Consider the following 19750-nt stretch of genomic DNA (forward strand, 5'->3'; position numbering starts at 1 on the left):
AAGTGATAAAGTAACAGACAACAAAAAACCCATCAACCTTGAACCAAAACGGCGGGGTTGATGGGCTCCACAAATTGGGGACATCAAAGAAAAGCAGTGGCACTAGTTATGACTGCCCCCTGCTAAAAAAGTTCTGCGCGTTACAAAAATTTTTTCATTACGCGCAAACTTAAGAGTTATCCGAGTCCAGGCCAGATGATGATAATCAGCGTACCCGCCAGCGTCAGCAGCACGTTGGCGATAGCGTAGGTGCCTGCATACCCCAGCGCCGGGATGTTGCTGCGCGCGGTATCGCTGATGATTTCCATTGCCGGGGCACAGGTACGCGCCCCCATCATCGCCCCGAAGAGCAGGGCGCGGTTCATGCGCAGCACGTAGGCGCCGAACAGGAAGCAGATAACGACCGGCACCAGGCTGACGATAAGGCCGGACACCAGCATCTGCCAGCCGACGGCGCCCAGGCTGTGGCCGATGCCGCTGCCCGCGCTCAGGCCGACGCCCGCCATAAACACCATCAGACCGAACTCTTTCACCATGTTCAGCGCGCCCTGCGGAATGTAGCCGAAGGTCGGATGATTGGCACGCAGGAAGCCCAACATGATCCCGGCGAACAGCAGACCGGCGGCGTTACCGATGCCGAAGCTGAAGTTGCTGAACTGGAAGGTGATCATCCCGATCATCAGGCCAACAATGAAGAAGGCGCAGAAGGCCAGCAGGTCGGTGACCTGGCTGTGAATGGAGATAAAGCCGATGCGATCGGCAACGGTTTTCACGCGTCGCGCGTCGCCGCTGACCTGCAGAACGTCGCCTTTGTTGAGCACGACGTTGTCGTCGATAGGCATTTCAATCTGGCTGCGGATCACGCGGTTGAGGAAGCAGCCGTGGTCGGTCAGCTTCAGCTGCGCCAGACGGCGGCCCACGGCGTTGTGGTTTTTCACCACAATCTCTTCGGTGACGATGCGCATGTCGAGCAGGTCGCGGTCGAACACCTCTTTGCCGTTACGGAAGCTCGGGTCGAGACGGGCGTGCGCGTCCGGGTAACCCACCAGCGCGATGTCGTCGCCCATCTGCAACACCGCGTCGCCATCCGGGTTCGCCAGAATGCCGTTGCGGCGGATGCGTTCGATGTAGCAGCCCGTCTGGCGGTAAATCCCCAGCTCGCGAAGATTTTTGCCGTCTGCCCATGCCACCAGCTCTGGCCCGACACGATAGGCGCGGATCACCGGGAGATAGACTTTACGTTTGGAATCGGTATCCAGGCCGCGCTCGCGGGCGATTTGCTGGGCGCTGGTCTGCAGATCCTGGTGCTGCAGTTTTGGCAGGTAGCGCGCGCCAACGATCAGGCTCACCAGACCAATCAGGTAGGTCAGGGCATAACCCAGGCTCAGGTGGTCGAGGGCGGTAGAGAGCTGTGCGCCCGCCATGCCGGAATGGCGCAGGGTATCACCGGCGCCCACGAGCACGGGGGTGGAGGTCATGGAGCCTGCCAGCATACCGGCCGTTAACCCGATATCCCAGCCAAACAGTTTGCCCAGCCCTAACGCGATCAGCAGCGCGCTGCCGACCATCACCAGCGCCAGCATCAGATAATTTTTGCCGTCGCGGAAGAAAATTGAAAAAAAGTTAGGTCCCGCTTCTACGCCAACGCAAAAAATAAACAGCATAAAACCTAAGTTCAGCGCGTCCGTGTTAATGCTGAAATGCTGCTGGCCTAATAATAAGGAGACGACTAAAACGCCAATGGAATTACCGAGTTGAACCGAACCCAGGCGCAATTTACCCAGGCAAAGACCCAGCGCCAGTACCACAAATAATAACAGGATGTAATTCCCATTTAACAAGTCTGCGACGTTTATATTCACGGAGGCTAACTTCTTGTTTACCAGTAAGTTGTTGAATGAAAGGACTTTTTGGGCTACTGTTTTCTGGGTCAGGGAATGGCGTTAACGCTCCCTGTTTCCTGCTTTATTCCCTAAAACATTAGCTGGCGTGTAGTTTAATCGCATTAGCTACTGACAGCTACTGATTATCGCATCACCCTGTGCGTACTTTGGCATGGATTGCCGCACTGCTTTATCTGACTGGGCGTCTACCCGACGAATGTGTATTTGATAGAGATAAGTCAGGAGGATAGTTTGAATATGAAACGAAACTGGGCGGGGGTGATCAGCTGTTTTTTGCTGTTCACGGTAGTTTGTATGTCGCTCGCATTTAATGTGAAGGGCGCGTTCAGGGCGTCCGGGCACCCGGAACTGGGGTTGCTCTTCTTCACGCTGCCGGGGGCTGCCGCCAGTTTTCTCTCCCGTAAAGGGGAGGTGGTGAAACCGCTGCTTGGCGCCATGCTCGCAGCGCCGCTGTGTCTGCTGATGATGCGCCTGATGTATATTTCAACGCGGAGTTTCTGGCAGGAGCTGGCGTGGTTGCTGAGCGGCGTATTCTGGTGCGCGCTTGGCGCGCTGTGCTACCTGTTTGTGCGCAGCCTGGTTCAGCACCGACGGCACCGCAAATAAAAACGCCCTCACGGTGAGGGCGTCTTTTTCATTACTGCTCGGCAAACAGGCCCAGATGTTCTTTGGCGTAGGCCTCAAAGTCTGTGCAACCGCCGATGTGTTTCTGATCGAGGAAGATCTGCGGCACGGTTTCAACCGGCTTACCGACGGTTTTTTCCAGATCGGCTTTGGTGATGCCTTCCGCGTGGATGTCTACATAGCGGAAGTTGAAGTCATCGCGCTCTGCGGTCAGTTTCTCAGCCAGCTCTTTCGCGCGCACACAGTAAGGGCACCCTGGACGACCAAAAATTACTGCAAACATTTCTCTCTCCTCAAAAAACAAGCCTGACGGCGAATGACACGTATAGTGCCCCATAACCCGCCGTCATTAAAGAAGGTTTCGCCTGTCGTTATAATATCTATGAGCTATGTTTCGCCAATTACACCGCGCATATCATTGCCTATACTGGCTGCCATACGTATTAAGCAAGACAAAGAGAGACAAGATGACGCCAACCATAGAACTGCTCCAGTCCCACCGCTTCATTCGCCACTTTACCGATGAGCCGATTACCGAGGCGCAGCGTAATGCGATTATCGACAGCGCAAGAGCCACCTCCAGTTCCAGCTTTTTGCAGTGCAGCTCGATTATCCGCATCACCGACCCTGCCATGCGCGAGCAGCTGGTCACGCTGACCGGCGGGCAGAAGCATGTGGCCCAGGCGGCAGAGTTCTGGGTGTTTTGCGCCGATTTTAACCGCCACCTGCAGATCTGCCCGGAAGCCGAGCTGGGGCTGGCGGAACAGCTGCTGCTGGGCGTGGTGGATACCGCGCTGATGGCGCAAAACGCCTTTACGGCGGCGGAGTCGCTGGGGTTAGGCGGTGTCTATATCGGCGGGCTGCGTAACAACATTCAAAGCGTGACTGACCTGCTGAAGCTGCCTAAACACGTGCTGCCGCTGTTTGGCCTGTGTCTTGGCTGGCCGGCGGATAACCCGGACCTGAAGCCGCGCATCCCTGCCGCGATGCTGGTGCACGAAAACCACTACCAGCCGGTCGACCAGGACGTTCTGAATCACTACGATGAAGAGCTGGCGAACTACTATATGACGCGCGGCAGCAATAACCGTCGCGACACCTGGACCGACCATATTCGCCGTACCATCATCAAAGAAAACCGCCCGTTTATTCTTGATTACCTGCACAAACAGGGCTGGGCAACGCGGTAGTCCATTCCTCCTGCGCCTCGTGTATGATATGCAGGCTTTTCCCATGTCTTTAGAGAGGTGCAGGGTGAAAATTGCCATATTGTCCCGGGATGGAACGCTCTATTCATGTAAGCGCCTGCGAGAAGCGGCGGCGAAACGCGGGCATCAGGTTGAGATCCTCGACCCGATGTCCTGCTATATGAACATCGACCCCGCTGCGTCGTCGATTCACTACAAAGGCCGCAAGCTGCCGCATTTTGATGCGGTGATCCCGCGCATAGGCTCCCAGATAACCTATTACGGCACCGCCGCGCTGCGCCAGTTCGAGATGCTGGGCAGCTACCCGCTCAACGAATCCGTTGCCATTTCCCGCGCCCGCGACAAGCTGCGCTCGCTGCAATTGCTCGCCCGCCAGGGGATCGATCTACCCGTCACGGGTATTGCCCATTCGCCGGACGACACCAGCGATCTTATCGATATGGTGGGCGGCGCGCCGCTGGTGATCAAACTGGTGGAAGGCACGCAGGGCATAGGCGTGGTGCTGGCAGAAACGCGTCAGGCGGCGGAGAGCGTGATTGACGCCTTTCGCGGCCTGAATGCGCATATACTGGTGCAGGAATATATTGAAGAGGCGAAAGGGCGCGACATTCGCTGCTTCGTGGTGGGTAACGAAGTGGTGGCGGCCATTGAGCGCCAGGCGAAAGAGGGCGACTTCCGCTCTAACCTTCACCGGGGCGGTGTTGCCAGAATTGCCGATATCAGCGAACGCGAACGGGAAATTGCCGTGAAAGCGGCGCAAACCCTGGGGCTGGACGTGGCGGGCGTAGACCTTCTGCGTGCGACGCGCGGGCCGCTGGTGATGGAGGTGAACGCCTCCCCGGGGCTGGAAGGCGTGGAAAAAACCACTGGGGTCGATATTGCAGGTAAAATGATCGCATGGATTGAGCGTCATGCCACGCCGGGCTACTGTCTTAAAACGGGTGGTTAAATGGATTACCGGGCGCTTTTTGAGTACCCTATGCGAAGTTTTTACTAAAGAGGCTGCACCGCGATGGATTTACAGGTCGTTCCTACACTGGATACGTTACGTCAATGGCTTGATGATGCCGGGATCACGTTCTTCGAATGCGATTCCTGCCAGGCGCTGCATCTGCCTCACATGCAGAATTTCGACGGCATTTTCGATGCCAAAATCGATCTGATTAACGACGTGATCCTTTTCTCCGCGCTGGCCGAAGTGAAGCCTTCTGCGCTGCTGGCGCTGGCCTCCGACCTGTCGGCGATCAACGCCAGTTCTTTGACGGTGAAAGCATTTCTCGATATACAGGACGATAATCTGCCAAAACTGGTCGTTTGCCAGTCTTTATTCTCCGGGGCAGGGCTCTCGTTCAAGCAGTTCGCCTGGTTTATGCGCTTGAGTGAAGAGCAAATTTCCATGGTGATGATGGAAGCCAATGCACATCATCTGCTGTACAGCGCGGAAGACGATGCAGAGAATAATGATGCATCTCCCAATTTTCTTCACTAAGCCTGTCTGACTTTTGCGCAGTCGCTGCCAGAGCGGCTGCAGAAGGCCATTTTTTCTGCTGCTTTTAACCTTTCTTTAAAGAATTTTTCACCTCCCTCAGGGCCATTTCGGCTTATCACGTAGACTTAACCTGCATAAAAAATTGATAAAAGGCGTTTTTTCGTCTGGGCTATAGCCGGAGACACGGGCTACAGTTATTCTTGCGATGCTTAAAAAAGCGAGCGGATCCTGCCGGGTAAAGAGGTTTCTTTTTATTTTGAGCAGAGCGACAAACTATGCATGATTTTTGCATATATCCAGATTGCACAGTTTAGTTCGTTTGTTAACGAGCTTTCAGAAGGAATAACACTATGATCGCCTTGAATAAAAAATGGTTATCGGGTCTGGTTGCGGGTGCTCTGATGGCCGTCTCTGCCGGCACGCTCGCTGCGGAACAAAAAACGCTGCACGTTTACAACTGGTCTGATTATATTGCGCCGGACACGGTCGCTAATTTTGAAAAAGAGACCGGCATTAAAGTGGTCTACGACGTCTTCGATTCCAACGAAGTGCTGGAAGGAAAGCTGATGGCGGGCAGCACCGGTTTTGACCTGGTCGTACCTTCCGCAAGCTTCCTGGAACGTCAGCTGACGGCGGGCGTCTTCCAGCCGCTGGACAAGAGCAAGTTATCGAACTGGAAAAACCTCGATCCGGAAGTGCTGAAGCTGGTGGCGAAGCACGACCCGGACAACAAATACGCGATGCCTTACCTGTGGGCGACCACCGGTATCGGCTACAACGTGGATAAAGTCAAAGCGGCGCTGGGCCCGGACGTCAAGCTGGACAGCTGGGACGTGGTGCTGAAGCCGGAAAACCTTGAGAAGCTGAAAAGCTGCGGCGTCTCCTTCCTCGATGCGCCGGAAGAGATTTTCGCCACCGTGCTGAACTACCTGGGCAAAGATCCGAACAGCAACAAGGCTAATGACTACACCGGCCCGGCGACCGATCTGCTGCTGAAGCTGCGTCCAAACATCCGCTACTTCCACTCGTCTCAGTATATTAACGACCTGGCGAACGGCGACATCTGCGTGGCGATCGGCTGGGCAGGGGACGTGTGGCAGGCGGCTAACCGCGCGAAGGAGGCGAAAAACGGCGTGAATGTCTCTTACTTCATTCCGAAAGAGGGCGCGCTGGCCTTCTTCGACGTCTTCGCGATGCCGGCTGATGCGAAGAACAAAGACGAAGCCTACCAGTTCCTCAACTACCTGATGCGTCCTGACGTGATCGCCCATATCAGCGACCACGTTTACTACGCCAACGGTAACAAGGCCTCCGTGCCGCTGGTAAGCGAAGAAATCCGTAACAACCCGGCTATCTACCCACCGGCGGACGTGTTCGCCAAGCTCTTCACCCTGAAGGTTCAGGATCCAAAAATTGACCGCGTGCGTACCCGCGCGTGGACTAAGGTGAAAAGCGGTAAATAACCCTTTGTCACAGGCCGGGCAAGCGTTAGCGCCCCCGGCAACAGGCGCACCGTTCTGGTGCGCCTGCACCATGATTTGATCTCTACCGGAGAACACCCCGTGAATGACGCGATCCCCCGCCCGCAGGCGAAAGTCCGTAAAGCGCTGACCCCGCTGCTTGAAATTCGTAACCTCACCAAATCTTTCGACGGCCAGCATGCCGTGGACGACGTCAGCCTGACGATTTACAAAGGCGAAATTTTTGCGCTCCTCGGGGCATCGGGCTGCGGCAAATCGACCTTGCTGCGTATGCTGGCCGGTTTTGAACAGCCCACCGCCGGGCAGATTATGCTCGATGGAGTCGATCTCTCCAGCGTGCCGCCGTATCAGCGCCCGATTAACATGATGTTCCAGTCCTACGCGCTGTTCCCGCACATGACGGTGGAGCAGAACATTGCCTTTGGCCTGAAGCAGGACAAACTGCCGAAAGCCGAAATCACCGCGCGCGTGGCCGAAATGCTGAGCCTGGTGCACATGCAGGAGTTCGCGAAGCGTAAGCCGCACCAGCTTTCCGGCGGCCAGCGTCAGCGTGTGGCGTTGGCCCGAAGCCTGGCGAAACGCCCGAAACTGCTGCTGCTCGACGAGCCGATGGGTGCCCTGGATAAAAAGCTGCGCGACCGTATGCAGCTGGAAGTGGTGGATATTCTCGAGCGCGTAGGGGTGACCTGCGTGATGGTTACCCACGACCAGGAAGAGGCGATGACCATGGCCGGACGCATTGCGATTATGAATCGCGGGAAGTTCGTGCAGATTGGCGAGCCGGAAGAGATTTACGAGCATCCGACCACCCGCTACAGCGCGGAGTTCATTGGCTCGGTTAACGTCTTTGAAGGGCTGCTGAAAGAACGTCAGGAGGATGGACTGGTCATCGAATCACCGGGGCTACAGCATCCGCTGAAGGTCGATCCGGATAACTCGGTGGTGGATAACGTGCCGGTCTACGTGGCGCTGCGTCCGGAGAAGATCATGCTCTGTGACGATCCGCCTGCCGATGGCTACAACTTTGCCGTCGGGGAAGTGGTGCATATTGCCTATCTGGGCGATCTCTCCATCTACCACGTGCGGCTGAAAAGCGGGCAGATGCTCAGCGCACAGCTGCAGAACGAACATCGCTACCGCAAGGGGCAGCCGACCTGGGGCGACGAAGTGCGCCTGTGCTGGGATGCGGACAGCTGCGTCGTGCTGACGGTATAAGGAGCGATCATGAGCACACTTGAACCTCCAGCCCGCGTCAAAAAACCGGGCGGCTTTGCCCACTGGCTGACGCGCCTTAAGATGAACCACGGCCGCAAGGTGGTGATCGCCATGCCGTACGTGTGGCTGATCCTGCTGTTCCTGCTGCCGTTCCTGATCGTCTTTAAGATCAGCCTGGCGGAAATGGCGCGGGCGATCCCGCCGTATACCGATCTGTGGGAGTGGGCCGACGGGCAGCTGACGCTGACCTTGAATCTGGGTAACTTCCTGCAGCTCACTGACGATCCGCTCTATTTCGAAGCTTACCTGCAGTCGCTGCAGGTGGCGGCAATCTCAACGCTCTGCTGTCTGGCGATGGGCTACCCGCTGGCGTGGGCGGTGGCGCACAGCAAACCGTCGACGCGCAACATCCTGCTGCTGCTGGTGATCCTGCCGTCGTGGACCTCGTTCCTGATCCGCGTTTACGCCTGGATGGGGATCCTGAAAAACAACGGCGTGCTGAATAACTTTCTGATGTGGCTCGGGGTTATCGATCAGCCGCTGACGATCCTGCACACTAACCTCGCGGTCTATATCGGCATTGTTTACGCCTATCTGCCGTTTATGGTGCTGCCGATCTACACGGCCCTGACGCGGATTGATTACTCGCTGGTGGAAGCCTCGCTCGATCTTGGCGCGCGTCCGCTGAAAACCTTCTTTAGCGTCATTGTCCCGCTGACCAAAGGCGGCATTATCGCCGGGTCAATGCTGGTCTTCATCCCGGCAGTGGGGGAGTTTGTGATCCCGGAACTGCTCGGCGGCCCGGACAGCATTATGATTGGCCGCGTGCTGTGGCAGGAGTTCTTCAATAACCGCGACTGGCCGGTGGCCTCGGCGGTGGCGATTATCATGCTCCTGCTGCTGATCGTGCCGATCATGTGGTTCCACAAACATCAGCAGAAACAGATGGGAGATCGCGGATGAACAACTTACCGGTAGTGCGCTCCCCGTGGCGAATTGCGATCCTGGTGATCGGCTTTACCTTCCTGTATGCGCCGATGCTGATGCTGGTGATCTACTCCTTCAACAGCTCTAAGCTGGTGACGGTCTGGGCGGGCTGGTCGACGCGCTGGTACAGCGAGCTGTTCCACGACGATGCGATGATGAGCGCGGTGGGGCTGAGCCTGACCATAGCCGCGCTGGCGGCCACGATGGCCTGCGTTCTGGGTACCATCGCCGCGCTGGTGATGGTGCGCTTCGGGCGTTTTCGCGGCTCGAACGGTTTCGCCTTTATGATCACCGCCCCGCTGGTGATGCCGGACGTCATCACCGGCCTGTCGCTGCTGCTGCTGTTCGTGGCCCTGGCACACGCCATCGGCTGGCCGGCAGATCGCGGTATGCTCACCATCTGGCTGGCGCACGTTACCTTCTGTACCGCCTACGTGGCGGTGGTGATCTCCTCGCGCCTGCGCGAGCTGGATCGCTCCATTGAAGAAGCGGCGATGGATCTCGGCGCCACGCCGCTAAAGGTCTTTTTCATCATTACCCTGCCAATGATTATGCCGGCGGTGATCTCCGGCTGGCTGCTGGCGTTCACGCTTTCTCTCGACGATCTGGTTATCGCCAGCTTTGTCTCCGGGCCGGGCGCGACGACGCTGCCGATGCTGGTCTTCTCCAGCGTGCGCATGGGGGTGAACCCGGAGATCAACGCCCTGGCCTCTATCATCCTCGGTGTGGTCGGAATTGTCGGATTTATCGCCTGGTATTTGATGGCGCGCGCGGAAAAACAGCGCGTGCGCGATATCCAGCGTGCAAGACGCGGCTGAAGGATTTAAAATTTCCGGTGATGTGCCGCGCGTGACGCGGCACTGTTTTTCAGGGAAGTAAAACATTGGGATTATTAAAAAAATCACGTCTTACGCACGCTCGTCCTAACGTCCCTGCGCTGGTGCAGGTGGCGGCGCTCGCCATTATTATGATCCGCTGTCTGGACGTGCTGATGATTCTGAACACCCTGGGCGCGCGCGGCATCGGTGAATTCATCCACCGCAGCGTGCAGACGTGGAGCCTCACGCTGGTCTTTTTAAGCAGCCTTGTGCTGGTGTTTATCGAGATCTACTGCGCGTTTTCGCTGGTCAAAGGGCGCAACTGGGCGCGCTGGGTCTATCTGCTCACGCAGGTGACCGCCGCCAGCTATCTGTGGGCCGCCTCGCTGGGCTATGGCTATCCGGAACTGTTCAGCATTCCCGGCGAGTCGCGACGTGAGATTTTCCATGCGCTGGTCATGCAAAAACTGCCGGATATGCTGGTGCTCTGCCTGCTATATATTCCGGTTTCCAGCCGGAGATTCTTCCGCCTGCAATAATGTGTATAATCGCAGCCCTCGTTTTCCTTAAGGTTTTCATATGCAGTGCGCACTCTATGACGCCGGACGCTGCCGCTCCTGTCAGTGGATAGAACAGCCGGTCTCTCAACAACTCACCGCCAAAATGGCCGACCTGCAACAGCTGCTGGCAGCGCACGCGGTGGGCGAGTGGTGCGTACCCGTCAGCGGCCCTGAGCAGGGCTTTCGCAACAAAGCCAAAATGGTGGTCAGCGGCAGCGTTGAAAAACCGCTGCTGGGGATGCTGCACCGCGACGGCACGCCGGAAGATTTAACCGACTGCCCTCTCTATCCCGCCTCGTTTGAGCCCGTCTTTGCCGCACTGAAACCGTTTATTGCGCGTGCAGGGTTAACGCCTTACAACGTCGCCCGCAGGCGCGGCGAGCTAAAGTACCTTTTGCTGACGGAAAGCCAGAAAGACGGCGGCATGATGCTGCGCTTCGTGCTGCGCTCAGAAGCCAAGCTGGAGCAGCTGCGCGCGGCGCTGCCGTGGCTACAGGAACAGCTTCCTCAGCTTAAGGTCATTACCGCAAACATTCAGCCGGTGCATATGGCGATCATGGAAGGGGAGAAAGAGATTTTCTTCACCGACCAGCACGCGCTGGCCGAGAATTTCAACGGCGTGCCGCTGTGGATCCGCCCGCAAAGCTTCTTCCAGACTAACCCGGCCGTGGCAAGCAGCCTGTACGCCACCGCCCGCGACTGGGTGAGCGCGTTAAACATCGCTCACATGTGGGATCTGTTCTGCGGCGTGGGCGGTTTTGGCCTGCACTGCGCCACGCCGGAGATGCAGCTCACTGGCATTGAGATCTCCGCCGAAGCGATTGCCTGCGCAAAGCAGTCCGCCGCCGAGCTGGGTCTGACGAACCTGCGCTTCCAGGCGCTGGACTCCACACAGTTTGCGACCGGCCAGGGCAACGTGCCGGAGCTGGTGCTGGTTAACCCGCCGCGCCGCGGAATTGGCAAATCCCTGTGCGACTACCTGAGCCAGATGGCGCCCGATTTCATTGTCTACTCCAGCTGCAACGCGCAGACCATGGCGAAAGATATCGCCAGCCTGCCGGGCTACCGCATTGAACGCGTGCAGCTTTTCGATATGTTCCCGCATACCGCGCATTATGAAGTGTTGACGCTGCTCGTGAAATCTTAAACAAAATGTGAACTCTGCCGGCCCACAAAATCAGGTAAGCTTACGTCATAAGACATGATTGAAGGCTTACCCATGAAGCAGATCCTGCTGGTGGAAGACGACCACGATATCGCGGCGCTTCTGCGACTCAATTTAGAAGACGAAGGCTACGCCATCACCCACGAGCCCGACGGGGGCAACGCCCTGCAGCGCCTTGAAAAACAGCCGTGGGATGCGGTGATCCTCGACCTGATGCTGCCCAACGTTGACGGCCTGGAGATTTGCCGCCGCATTCGTCAGATGACCCGCTACCTGCCGGTGATCATCATCAGCGCCCGCAGCAGCGAAACCGACCGCATCACCGGGCTGGAAACTGGCGCCGATGATTATCTGGCAAAGCCGTTTTCGGTACAGGAACTGATTGCCCGCATCAAAGCGCTGTTCCGCCGCCAGCAGGCGATGGGGCAGGCGCAGGTTGACGGGCAAATTCAGGCCCACGGCCTGACGATCGATCCCCTGGCGCGTAGCGTATTGCTCCACGGTCAGGTGGTGGATCTCACCCCGCGCGAATTCGAGCTGCTGTACTTTTTTGCCCGCCACCCAGGCGAGGTGTTTTCCCGTCTGGCGCTGCTGGAGCAGGTGTGGGGCTATCAGCACGAAGGCTACGAGCACACCGTCAACACCCATATCAACCGCCTGCGCATCAAAATTGAAAAAGATGCCGCCGAGCCGGAGATTATTCGCACCGTCTGGGGCAAAGGCTATAAATTTGCGGAGCCAAACCAAGATGCGCCGCTTTAGCCTGAGCCAGCGGCTGACGCTGTTATTCATTCTGCTTCTGATGCTCTGCGCCACCGTGGCCTGCGCGGTGCAGCTTTACAGCAGCACGCAGTACGGCAATGCGATGGTGCAGCGGCTCTCCGGTGGGCTGGCGCAGCAGATCGCCCAGCGTGAGCCGATTCTGGATGCGCAGGGCAGGGTCGACAGAACCTCACTCAAGCCGCTGTTTGACCGACTGATGACCTTTAATCCGAGCGTTGAGCTATACGTTATCTCTCCTGACGGCGATATCCTGGCGGACGCCGCGCCGGCGGGCCATATTCAGCGGCAAAAAATCGACCTTGTTCCGGTACAGAACTTCCTTAGCGGCGCGGCGATGCCGGTCTTCGGCGACGATCCGCGCAGCCAGAATAAAAAAGTCTTTAGCGCCACCCCGCTGCGTCAGGATGGTGAGCTAAAGGGGTATCTGTACATTATTTTGCAGGGCGAGGAGTCGAACGCGCTGGCGGAAATGGCCTGGCACAAGGCGCTGTGGAGTACCGTCCTGTGGTCACTGCTGTGGGTGGCGCTGTTTGGGCTGCTGGCGGGATTACTGGTCTGGTACTGGGTAACGCGTCCGGTTAAACGCCTGACGGAAGAGGTCACCGGGCTTGAGCAGGACAGCATCAGCGCCATCAAACAGCTGGCGGCGCAGCCGCTGGAGAGCACGGGGAATGACGAAGTGGCCGTGCTGCGTAACACCTTTATCGAGCTGGCGCGCAAAATCACCTCCCAGTGGGATCAGCTTTCCGACAGCGATCGCCAGCGCCGGGAGTTTATCGCCAATATTTCGCACGATCTGCGCACGCCGCTGACGTCGCTGCTGGGATATCTGGAGATGCTGTCGCTGAAATCCGCCACGCTCACGCCCGAGGAACACCAGCAGTACCTTGCCATTGCGCTGCGTCAGGGCCAAAAGATGCGCCACCTGGCGCAGCAGCTGTTCGAACTCGCACGCCTTGAACACGGCGGCATTAAACCGCAGCGCGAGCGTTTTGCCATGGGTGAGCTGGTGTCCGACGTTGCGCAAAAATTTGAGCTGGCGGCCCGCACGCGCGAGTTAAATCTGCATATTGATGTACCGGGTCCGCTGCCGCTGGTCTATGCCGACGTGTCGATGATTGAGCGGGTGGTGACCAATCTGCTGGATAACGCCATCCGTCATACGCCCGTTGGCGGTGAGATCCGTCTTGCCGTATGGCAGGAAGCACAGCAACTCCAGGTGGAAGTGGCAGACACCGGAACGGGCGTGGATGCCTCGCTGCGCGACGATCTGTTCCAGCGGCCTTCGGCGCTGAATACCCAGGCATCGCGTGAGAATCGGGGTGGATTAGGGCTGTTGATCGTTAATCGCATGCTGGAGCTGCACGGGGGCGGGATCAGGCTAATGGAGTCGGCGAGCGGGGCGCGGTTCAGGTTCTTTGTGCCGCTTTGAGAAATTGCCGGGTGGCGGCTTCGCCTTACCCGGCCTACAGACTACCCCCCCGTAGGCCAGGTCACCCGGCAAAAAAGGTTACTGCGGGAACCACTGGTCGCTGATTTTCTGATACGTGCCGTCCGCTTTAATCGCCTTCAGCGCGCCGTTCAGTTTTTCCAGCAGGGCTTTGTTATCCGGACGTACCGCGATGCCGAGGCCTGTACCAAAGTACTGCGGATCGGTGACTTTCTCGGTCGCCGTACCCAACTGCGGGTTGGTTTTCAGCCATTCGTTGACCACGGCGGTGTCGCCGAATACGCCGTCGATACGGCCATTTTTCAGGTCGATAATCGCGTTCTGGTAGCTGTCATAGGCCACGGTTTTTACTTCAGGATGCTTGTCCTGCAGGTATTTCTGGTGGGTGGTGCCGTTTTCCATCCCGATGCGTTTGCCTTTCAGCTGATCGAAAGAGGTATAAGCGCCTTTCTTCGCAATCACCACCGCCGAGTTGGCGTAGTACGGGTCGGTGAACGCCACCTGCTTGCTGCGCTCCGGCGTGATGTCCATTCCGGAGATCACCGCGTCGTATTTTTTAAATTTCAGCGACGGGATCAGGCTGTCGAACGCGTGGTTGGTAAAGGTGCAGTCGGCCTGCATCTGCTTGCACAGCGCTTTCGCCAGGTCGATGTCGAAACCGACGATCTGGTTGCTGGCATCCAGCGATTCAAACGGCGGATAGGTGGCGGAAACGCCAAAATTAATTTTATCAGCTGCGGATGCGCCAGCGGCGAAGGTTGCGAGTAGTGCGGCCAGAACTAACTTTTTCATTGTAATACTCCCGTCTGTAGGTCTTATGAAAGTACAATGCCATTTAATGAATTTATATTCAATATAAATGATTAAATATTTATTCTGGAATAAAAAAAAGCGGATAACCCATCAGGTTACCCGCTTTATCAATACCGTTTTATGCATTTACGTGATTAATTTCTGCGCTCAAACGCTAACGCTCTGCGCTCGATCAGGCGCATCATCAGCGTCAACAGACCGTTCACCACCAGGTAAACCACGCCCGCCGCGCCGAACACCATCACGTCATAGGTGCGTCCGTACAGCAGCTGTCCGTGGCCCATCACTTCCATCAGGGTGATGGTGTAGGCCAGAGAGGTACTCTTGAACACCAGCACCACTTCGTTGGAATAAGAGGAGAGCGCGCGCTTAAAGGCGTACGGCAGCAGGATCGCCAGCGTGTCTTTCTTGCTCATGCCCAGCGCCCCGCAGGACTGCCATTGCCCTTCCGGGATGGCACGGATCGCACCAAAGAACAGCTGGGTGGTATAGGCCGCACTGTTCAGCGAAAGGGCAATCAGGGCGCACAGCCATGGCTCAGAGAGCAGATGCCAGATAACCGGATACTCCTGCAGCGACGGGAACTGGCCCGGACCGTAGTAGATCAGGAAGATCTGCACCAGCAGCGGCGTACCGGTAAACAGGGTGATGTAGCCGCGCACGGTCCACACCAGCACCGGCGTTTTCAGCGTCAGGATGATGGTGAAGATCAGCGCCAGAATCAGCGCCACAATGATGGACGCCACGGTCAGCGTCAGGCTGGTGTGCAGCCCTTTCATCAACTCCGGGAAATATTCAAGCATCAGCCTGGTCTCCGTTCAAAGCGCGTCGCTCGCAGGTCAATACGCTTGAGGATGTACTGACTGAGCAACGTGATCACCAGGTAGATAGCCGCCGCCACGATGTACCAGGTAAACGGCTCCTGAGTACGGGTGGCGATGCTTTTGGTTTGCAGCATTAAATCGTTCACGCTGATCAGGCTCACCAGCGCGGTATCTTTCAGCAATACCAGCCACTGGTTGCCCAGCCCCGGCAGGGCGTGGCGCCACATCTGCGGCATCACCAGACGGAAGAAGATGGCTGCTTTCGACATGCCCAGCGCCTGGCCGGATTCCCACTGCCCCTGCGGTACCGCTTTCAGCGCACCGCGCAGGGTTTGCGACGCGTACGCGGAGTAGAGCAGGGAGAGGGCAATTACGCCGCACAGGAACGGGCTGACGTCGAAGTTCTCAATCTGCATCTGCACCGGGATTTGCGCAAAGCCGAGATTAATCGTGAAGCCGTCCGACAGCGTGAGCAGCAGCTGTGAGGAGCCGAAATAGATGAACAGGACCACCAGAATTTCCGGTAGCCCACGCAGCACGGTGACCAGCGCGGAGCCTGCCCAGGCGACGGGGAACCATTTCGCTGATTCCCACACCGCGAAGAACATCGCCAGCACAAGGCCGATTATCAGTGCGCAAACGGCAAGGCCGACGGTCATCCCGGCGGCGCTTGCTAAAGGTAAAAATTCATTCATCAGGAATTACTTCTGGAACCATTTTTTGTAGATGGTTTCGTAGGTGCCGTCTTTCTTCACTTTTTCCAGCGCAGCGTTGAATTTCTGCTGCAGCTCAGTGTTGCCCTGACGAACGGCAATCCCCAGACCGGTACCGAAGTAATCCTTATCGGTCACTTTGTCGCCCACTGGCGCCAGCTTATCGTTGGCTTTCAGCCACTCGGTCACGACAGCGGTATCACCAAACACGCCGTCGATACGGCCATTCTGCAGATCCAGCTTCGCGTTCTGGTAGCTGTCGTACGGAACGGTGGTGATTTCCGGATGCTTATCCATGATGAATTTCTGGTGCGTGGTACCGTTCTGCACGCCGACTTTCTTGCCTTTCAGCTGATCGACAGAGGTGAATTTCCCTTTCTGACCAATAAACAGGGCGGAGTTGTCGTAGTAAGGGGTGGTAAACAGCACCTGCTTTTCGCGCTCAGGCGTGATGTCCATACCGGCCATCACCGCGTCAATACGGCGGAACTTCAGGCTCGGGATCAGGCTGTCGAACGCCTGGTTGCTGAAGGTACAGGTTGCATCGATCTCTTTACACAGGGCGTTTGCCAGGTCTACGTCGAAGCCAACAATTTTGTTATTCGCATCAATGGACTCAAACGGAGGGTAAGAGGCTTCCGTGGCGAAACGAATGGTCTGGGCTGCGGTAGCGGAAAGGGTAACGCCAGCAAGCAGCACGGCAAGTAATACTTTTTTCATTATATTTCCCCTGACACAATCAATGAGATAAATAGTTTTTGAAGGCATCGGTTTGCGGGTTCGCGAAGCAACTCGCATCACCTTGCTCAACGATATACCCGTTTTCCATGTAAACCACACGGCTGGCGGTTTTACGCGCCACTTCCACTTCGTGGGTAACAATGACCTGCGTGATATTGGTTTCCGCCAGCTCGCGAATGATGCTCACGATCTGGGCGGTGATTTCCGGGTCCAGCGCTGCGGTCGGTTCATCAAACAGCAGTACCGCGGGCTCCATCATCAGCGCGCGGGCGATCGCCACGCGCTGCTGCTGCCCGCCAGAGAGGTGCAGCGGGTAGCGGTCGCTGTAGGGCTTAAGGCGCAGACGCTCCAGCAGCTTTTCGGCACGCGCGATGGCCTGATCTTTGCTTAATCCCAGCACGCGGCACGGGGCTTCAATCAGGTTTTGCAGGACGGTCAGATGCGGCCAGAGATTGTATTGCTGGAAGACCATGCCGACGTTTTGACGCAGTTCACGAATCGCTTTATCGGACGGCGTTTTCGCGAAATCAAAATGGTTACCGGCAATTGCCAGCGTACCTGAACGGGGCATTTCAAGCAGATTAAGGACGCGCAGAAGGGAGCTTTTGCCTGCACCGCTTGGGCCAAGCAAAACCAGCGTTTCGCCTTCCGGGCAGTTCAGCGTGATGTCAAACAGCGCCTGGTGTGCGCCGTAGAAGCAGTTAATGCCGTTTAGTTTAATACTCATCGGGGCAGTCTTTACTCATCCAGGCAATCTATAGCAATTGAGGCCGCAGATAGTACCGTTGACAGAATAGTTATGCAATATTTCTGCGTTAAAAGTTAAATATAACCCGCATTTCCTCTTAAACATAGCACAAAATAGCGAACGGCAAGGTCGGCGAGTATAAATGTCGGCATTCCGCATGAAATGCCGCACATTTTTCGGGGGTAACGCTTTTGCAATGGATGGTTTAGCGGTTCTCAACCGACTGGCGCAACGTGCCTGCCGGGGCATGAACGCTGCCGCCAATATAGCGCACGTCATCTATGGCCCAGCACTGGCCTTCACGGATCATCAGCACTTCATCCTGCCAGGTCTGGGTGCCCTGGGTCAGCTTCACGCGCAGCGGAATGTTTCGCGCATCGGTGTTCGGGATGGTTGATGCACTGGCTACCTCAGCGCTGTCCGGCAGCGTGGCGCGGCTGGAGAACGGATCGGATTTCAGCAGGGCGTTATGCTGTGGATCCCGGGTGGCATCGTTGAGCAGTTTTGCCAGATTATCGCTCAGGTATGGGCGCAGGGCGGTCAGATCGTTTCCGCGATGCTGAATACGGTAATTATAAAATTGTTGCGCCACGGCGTCCGGACCACCCTCGATACAAGGGCCGCTGCGGGTACCGATATCCTTAAAGGCTGGCGTGACCGTGGTAGTACAGGCGCTGAGCACCAGCGCGCAGGGCACTAAAAGCGTTAAAGCAGAGTAGCGCATGTTGATTTCCTTATTTATTAACTATCCTTTCAATCATAGCGTAACGAACCGATAATGCTGTTGCTAAGGCATTGAACGCTAAAGAAGGAGAGAAAGTATGCAGTTTTCAACAACGCCAACCCTGGAAGGGCAACCTATTACCGAGTACTGCGGCGTGGTCACCGGCGAAGCGATTCTGGGCGCGAATATTTTCCGGGATTTCTTTGCCGGCATTCGTGACATCGTCGGTGGACGTTCCGGCGCGTACGAAAAAGAGCTGCGTAAAGCGCGCGAAATTGCGTTTAAAGAGCTGGGCGAGCAGGCTAAAGCGCTGGGCGCGGATGCGGTGGTGGGCATTGATATCGACTACGAAACGGTCGGAAAAGATGCCAGCATGCTGATGGTGAGCGTAAGCGGCACGGCGGTGAAAACCCGTCGATGAAGCGTTCGCTTTCAACGCTCCTGCTGGCGATGTTGCTGGCAGGATGCGCCCAGGAAAAAGGCATTGTGGATAAAGGCACCTACGAGCTGGATACCCGTCATCAGGCGCAGGCGGCCTACCCGCGTATCAAGGTGCTGGTGATCCACTACACTGCCGATGACTTCGACACGTCGCTTGCGACCTTAACCGACAAAAACGTCAGCTCGCATTATCTGATCCCCGCGAAGCCCCCGTCGCCGGACGGTAAACCGCGCATCTGGCAGCTGGTGCCGGAGAGCGAGCTGGCCTGGCATGCGGGCATCAGCTTCTGGCGCGGCACTAACCGTATAAATGATACGTCTGTCGGCATTGAACTGGAAAATCGTGGCTGGCAGAAAACGGCCGGGGTGAAACATTTTACGCCGTTTGAGCCTGCGCAGATTGCAGCGCTGGTGCCGCTCGCGAAAGACATTATTGCCCGCTATCACATTAGGCCTGAAAACGTGGTGGCCCATTCGGACATTGCGCCTCAGCGCAAAGACGATCCTGGCCCGCTGTTCCCGTGGCGACAGCTGGCGCAGCAGGGGATAGGCGCATGGCCCGACCCCGCGCGCGTGGCTTTCTATATAAACGGACGGCCGCGCTTTCAGCAGGTAGATACCGCCGCGTTACTCGATTTACTCGCGCGCTACGGCTATGAGGTGCCGGTCAACAGCACCCCGGCGCAGCAGAAACGTATCATTATGGCATTCCAGATGCACTTCAGGCCTGAGCTGTGGAACGGCATCGCCGATGTTGAAACGATGGCTATTGCCGAAGCGCTCTTAGAGAAATACGGGCAGGGGTAATCCTTCGGAATACCCCCGAATAGGTAGTTTTCCCCTAATTTCTTCAGATTAATCTTAAGTACAAACTCAATTCATTTTTAGTTAATTGACTTAAAATTATCCGCATTTAAGATAGACACATAGCTTGCTAAGTAATGCAGCAGATGAATATATCGCATTTCGCTTTTATTTTTTCTCCATGAGAACATCTTCAGGAAAATATTCTGAGGTTAAGGCTTTTTTTTGCCTTATTTCTGTAAATTAAAATTTCACATC

At 56.5% G+C, this 19750-nt stretch carries 22 protein-coding genes; 14 read left to right on the forward strand and 8 right to left on the reverse strand.

The annotated features are described in order from the left end of the window. Positions 1-176 precede the first annotated feature (176 nt). Positions 177-1862 (reverse strand): aspartate:alanine antiporter, encoded by a 1686-nt coding sequence (locus tag MX657_RS07525; protein WP_014169303.1) that lies wholly within the window; start codon positions 1860-1862, stop codon positions 177-179. Positions 1863-2141: 279 nt separating this feature from the next. Here MX657_RS07525 and MX657_RS07530 point away from each other — a divergent pair, with 279 nt between their 5' ends. Next, complete coding sequence (locus tag MX657_RS07530) at positions 2142-2510, forward strand: inner membrane protein YbjM (protein ID WP_088204913.1); 369 nt, start codon at positions 2142-2144, stop codon at positions 2508-2510. A gap of 31 nt (positions 2511-2541) precedes the next feature. On the opposite strand, the gene MX657_RS07535 is transcribed toward MX657_RS07530, so the two are convergent. Next, on the reverse strand, positions 2542-2811 hold the full coding sequence (locus tag MX657_RS07535) for a GrxA family glutaredoxin (protein WP_014883149.1): 270 nt from the start codon (positions 2809-2811) through the stop codon (positions 2542-2544). A gap of 184 nt (positions 2812-2995) precedes the next feature. Here MX657_RS07535 and nfsA point away from each other — a divergent pair, with 184 nt between their 5' ends. The 11 genes from nfsA (at position 2996) to MX657_RS07590 (ending at position 13666) form a co-directional block, all read left to right on the forward strand. Continuing rightward, positions 2996-3718, forward strand: coding sequence for a nitroreductase NfsA (gene nfsA / locus MX657_RS07540; RefSeq protein WP_346807915.1), 723 nt, complete (start codon positions 2996-2998; stop codon positions 3716-3718). A 64-nt stretch (positions 3719-3782) separates the two neighbouring features. Next, complete coding sequence (gene rimK / locus MX657_RS07545; RefSeq protein ID WP_119915006.1) at positions 3783-4685, forward strand: 30S ribosomal protein S6--L-glutamate ligase; 903 nt, start codon at positions 3783-3785, stop codon at positions 4683-4685. Positions 4686-4748: 63 nt separating this feature from the next. Continuing rightward, positions 4749-5225 (forward strand): YbjN domain-containing protein, encoded by a 477-nt coding sequence (locus tag MX657_RS07550; RefSeq protein ID WP_003858385.1) that lies wholly within the window; start codon positions 4749-4751, stop codon positions 5223-5225. A 350-nt stretch (positions 5226-5575) separates the two neighbouring features. After that, entirely contained in the window at positions 5576-6688 is a 1113-nt protein-coding gene (gene potF / locus MX657_RS07555) for a spermidine/putrescine ABC transporter substrate-binding protein PotF (RefSeq protein ID WP_010429062.1), read from the forward strand. A 99-nt stretch (positions 6689-6787) separates the two neighbouring features. After that, positions 6788-7921, forward strand: coding sequence for a putrescine ABC transporter ATP-binding subunit PotG (gene potG / locus MX657_RS07560; protein ID WP_139784153.1), 1134 nt, complete (start codon positions 6788-6790; stop codon positions 7919-7921). Positions 7922-7930: 9 nt separating this feature from the next. After that, positions 7931-8884, forward strand: coding sequence for a putrescine ABC transporter permease PotH (gene potH / locus MX657_RS07565; RefSeq protein ID WP_080327753.1), 954 nt, complete (start codon positions 7931-7933; stop codon positions 8882-8884). Then, positions 8881-9726: a putrescine ABC transporter permease PotI gene (potI, locus tag MX657_RS07570; protein WP_042716350.1), complete on the forward strand. Its 846-nt coding sequence runs from the start codon at positions 8881-8883 to the stop codon at positions 9724-9726. The genes potH and potI overlap by 4 nt, the downstream gene beginning before the upstream one ends. Positions 9727-9791: 65 nt before the next feature. Next, positions 9792-10265, forward strand: coding sequence for a YbjO family protein (locus MX657_RS07575; protein WP_080327752.1), 474 nt, complete (start codon positions 9792-9794; stop codon positions 10263-10265). 40 nt (positions 10266-10305) lie between these two features. Further along, on the forward strand, positions 10306-11433 hold the full coding sequence (gene rlmC, locus MX657_RS07580; protein ID WP_346807920.1) for a 23S rRNA (uracil(747)-C(5))-methyltransferase RlmC: 1128 nt from the start codon (positions 10306-10308) through the stop codon (positions 11431-11433). Positions 11434-11505: 72 nt separating this feature from the next. Further along, complete coding sequence (locus MX657_RS07585; protein ID WP_346807922.1) at positions 11506-12213, forward strand: response regulator transcription factor; 708 nt, start codon at positions 11506-11508, stop codon at positions 12211-12213. Further along, complete coding sequence (locus MX657_RS07590) at positions 12200-13666, forward strand: sensor histidine kinase (protein ID WP_119915002.1); 1467 nt, start codon at positions 12200-12202, stop codon at positions 13664-13666. The genes MX657_RS07585 and MX657_RS07590 overlap by 14 nt, the downstream gene beginning before the upstream one ends. A gap of 78 nt (positions 13667-13744) precedes the next feature. Here MX657_RS07590 and artJ read toward each other — a convergent pair whose 3' ends face one another. From artJ to MX657_RS07620, 6 genes are all read right to left on the reverse strand, one after another. After that, positions 13745-14476 carry an arginine ABC transporter substrate-binding protein ArtJ gene (gene artJ / locus MX657_RS07595; protein WP_033145047.1) on the reverse strand — a complete coding sequence of 244 codons (732 nt, stop codon included), beginning with the start codon at positions 14474-14476 and terminating at the stop codon, positions 13745-13747. A 155-nt stretch (positions 14477-14631) separates the two neighbouring features. Next, positions 14632-15300: an arginine ABC transporter permease ArtM gene (gene artM / locus MX657_RS07600; RefSeq protein WP_119915001.1), complete on the reverse strand. Its 669-nt coding sequence runs from the start codon at positions 15298-15300 to the stop codon at positions 14632-14634. Beyond that, positions 15300-16016, reverse strand: a complete 717-nt coding sequence (gene artQ, locus MX657_RS07605) for an arginine ABC transporter permease ArtQ (RefSeq protein WP_080327747.1) — start codon at positions 16014-16016, stop codon at positions 15300-15302. Before artQ ends, artM begins: the two co-directional genes overlap by 1 nt. A gap of 6 nt (positions 16017-16022) precedes the next feature. After that, positions 16023-16754 (reverse strand): arginine ABC transporter substrate-binding protein ArtI, encoded by a 732-nt coding sequence (gene artI / locus MX657_RS07610; RefSeq protein ID WP_008500032.1) that lies wholly within the window; start codon positions 16752-16754, stop codon positions 16023-16025. Positions 16755-16773: 19 nt separating this feature from the next. Beyond that, on the reverse strand, positions 16774-17502 hold the full coding sequence (gene artP / locus MX657_RS07615) for an arginine ABC transporter ATP-binding protein ArtP (RefSeq protein ID WP_008500030.1): 729 nt from the start codon (positions 17500-17502) through the stop codon (positions 16774-16776). 226 nt (positions 17503-17728) lie between these two features. Continuing rightward, positions 17729-18247 carry a lipoprotein gene (locus MX657_RS07620; protein WP_346807925.1) on the reverse strand — a complete coding sequence of 173 codons (519 nt, stop codon included), beginning with the start codon at positions 18245-18247 and terminating at the stop codon, positions 17729-17731. A gap of 97 nt (positions 18248-18344) precedes the next feature. On the opposite strand from MX657_RS07620, the gene MX657_RS07625 reads away from it, so the two are divergent. Then, a complete protein-coding gene (locus tag MX657_RS07625) occupies positions 18345-18668 on the forward strand; it encodes a heavy metal-binding domain-containing protein (RefSeq protein ID WP_006174327.1) in 324 nt (107 codons plus the stop codon). Continuing rightward, on the forward strand, positions 18665-19495 hold the full coding sequence (locus MX657_RS07630; RefSeq protein WP_252001268.1) for an N-acetylmuramoyl-L-alanine amidase: 831 nt from the start codon (positions 18665-18667) through the stop codon (positions 19493-19495). The genes MX657_RS07625 and MX657_RS07630 overlap by 4 nt, the downstream gene beginning before the upstream one ends. The last annotated feature ends 255 nt before the right edge of the window (positions 19496-19750 follow it).

Origin of the sequence: Enterobacter chuandaensis, from assembly GCF_039718975.1 — a bacterium.
Taxonomy (GTDB): domain Bacteria; phylum Pseudomonadota; class Gammaproteobacteria; order Enterobacterales; family Enterobacteriaceae; genus Enterobacter; species Enterobacter chuandaensis.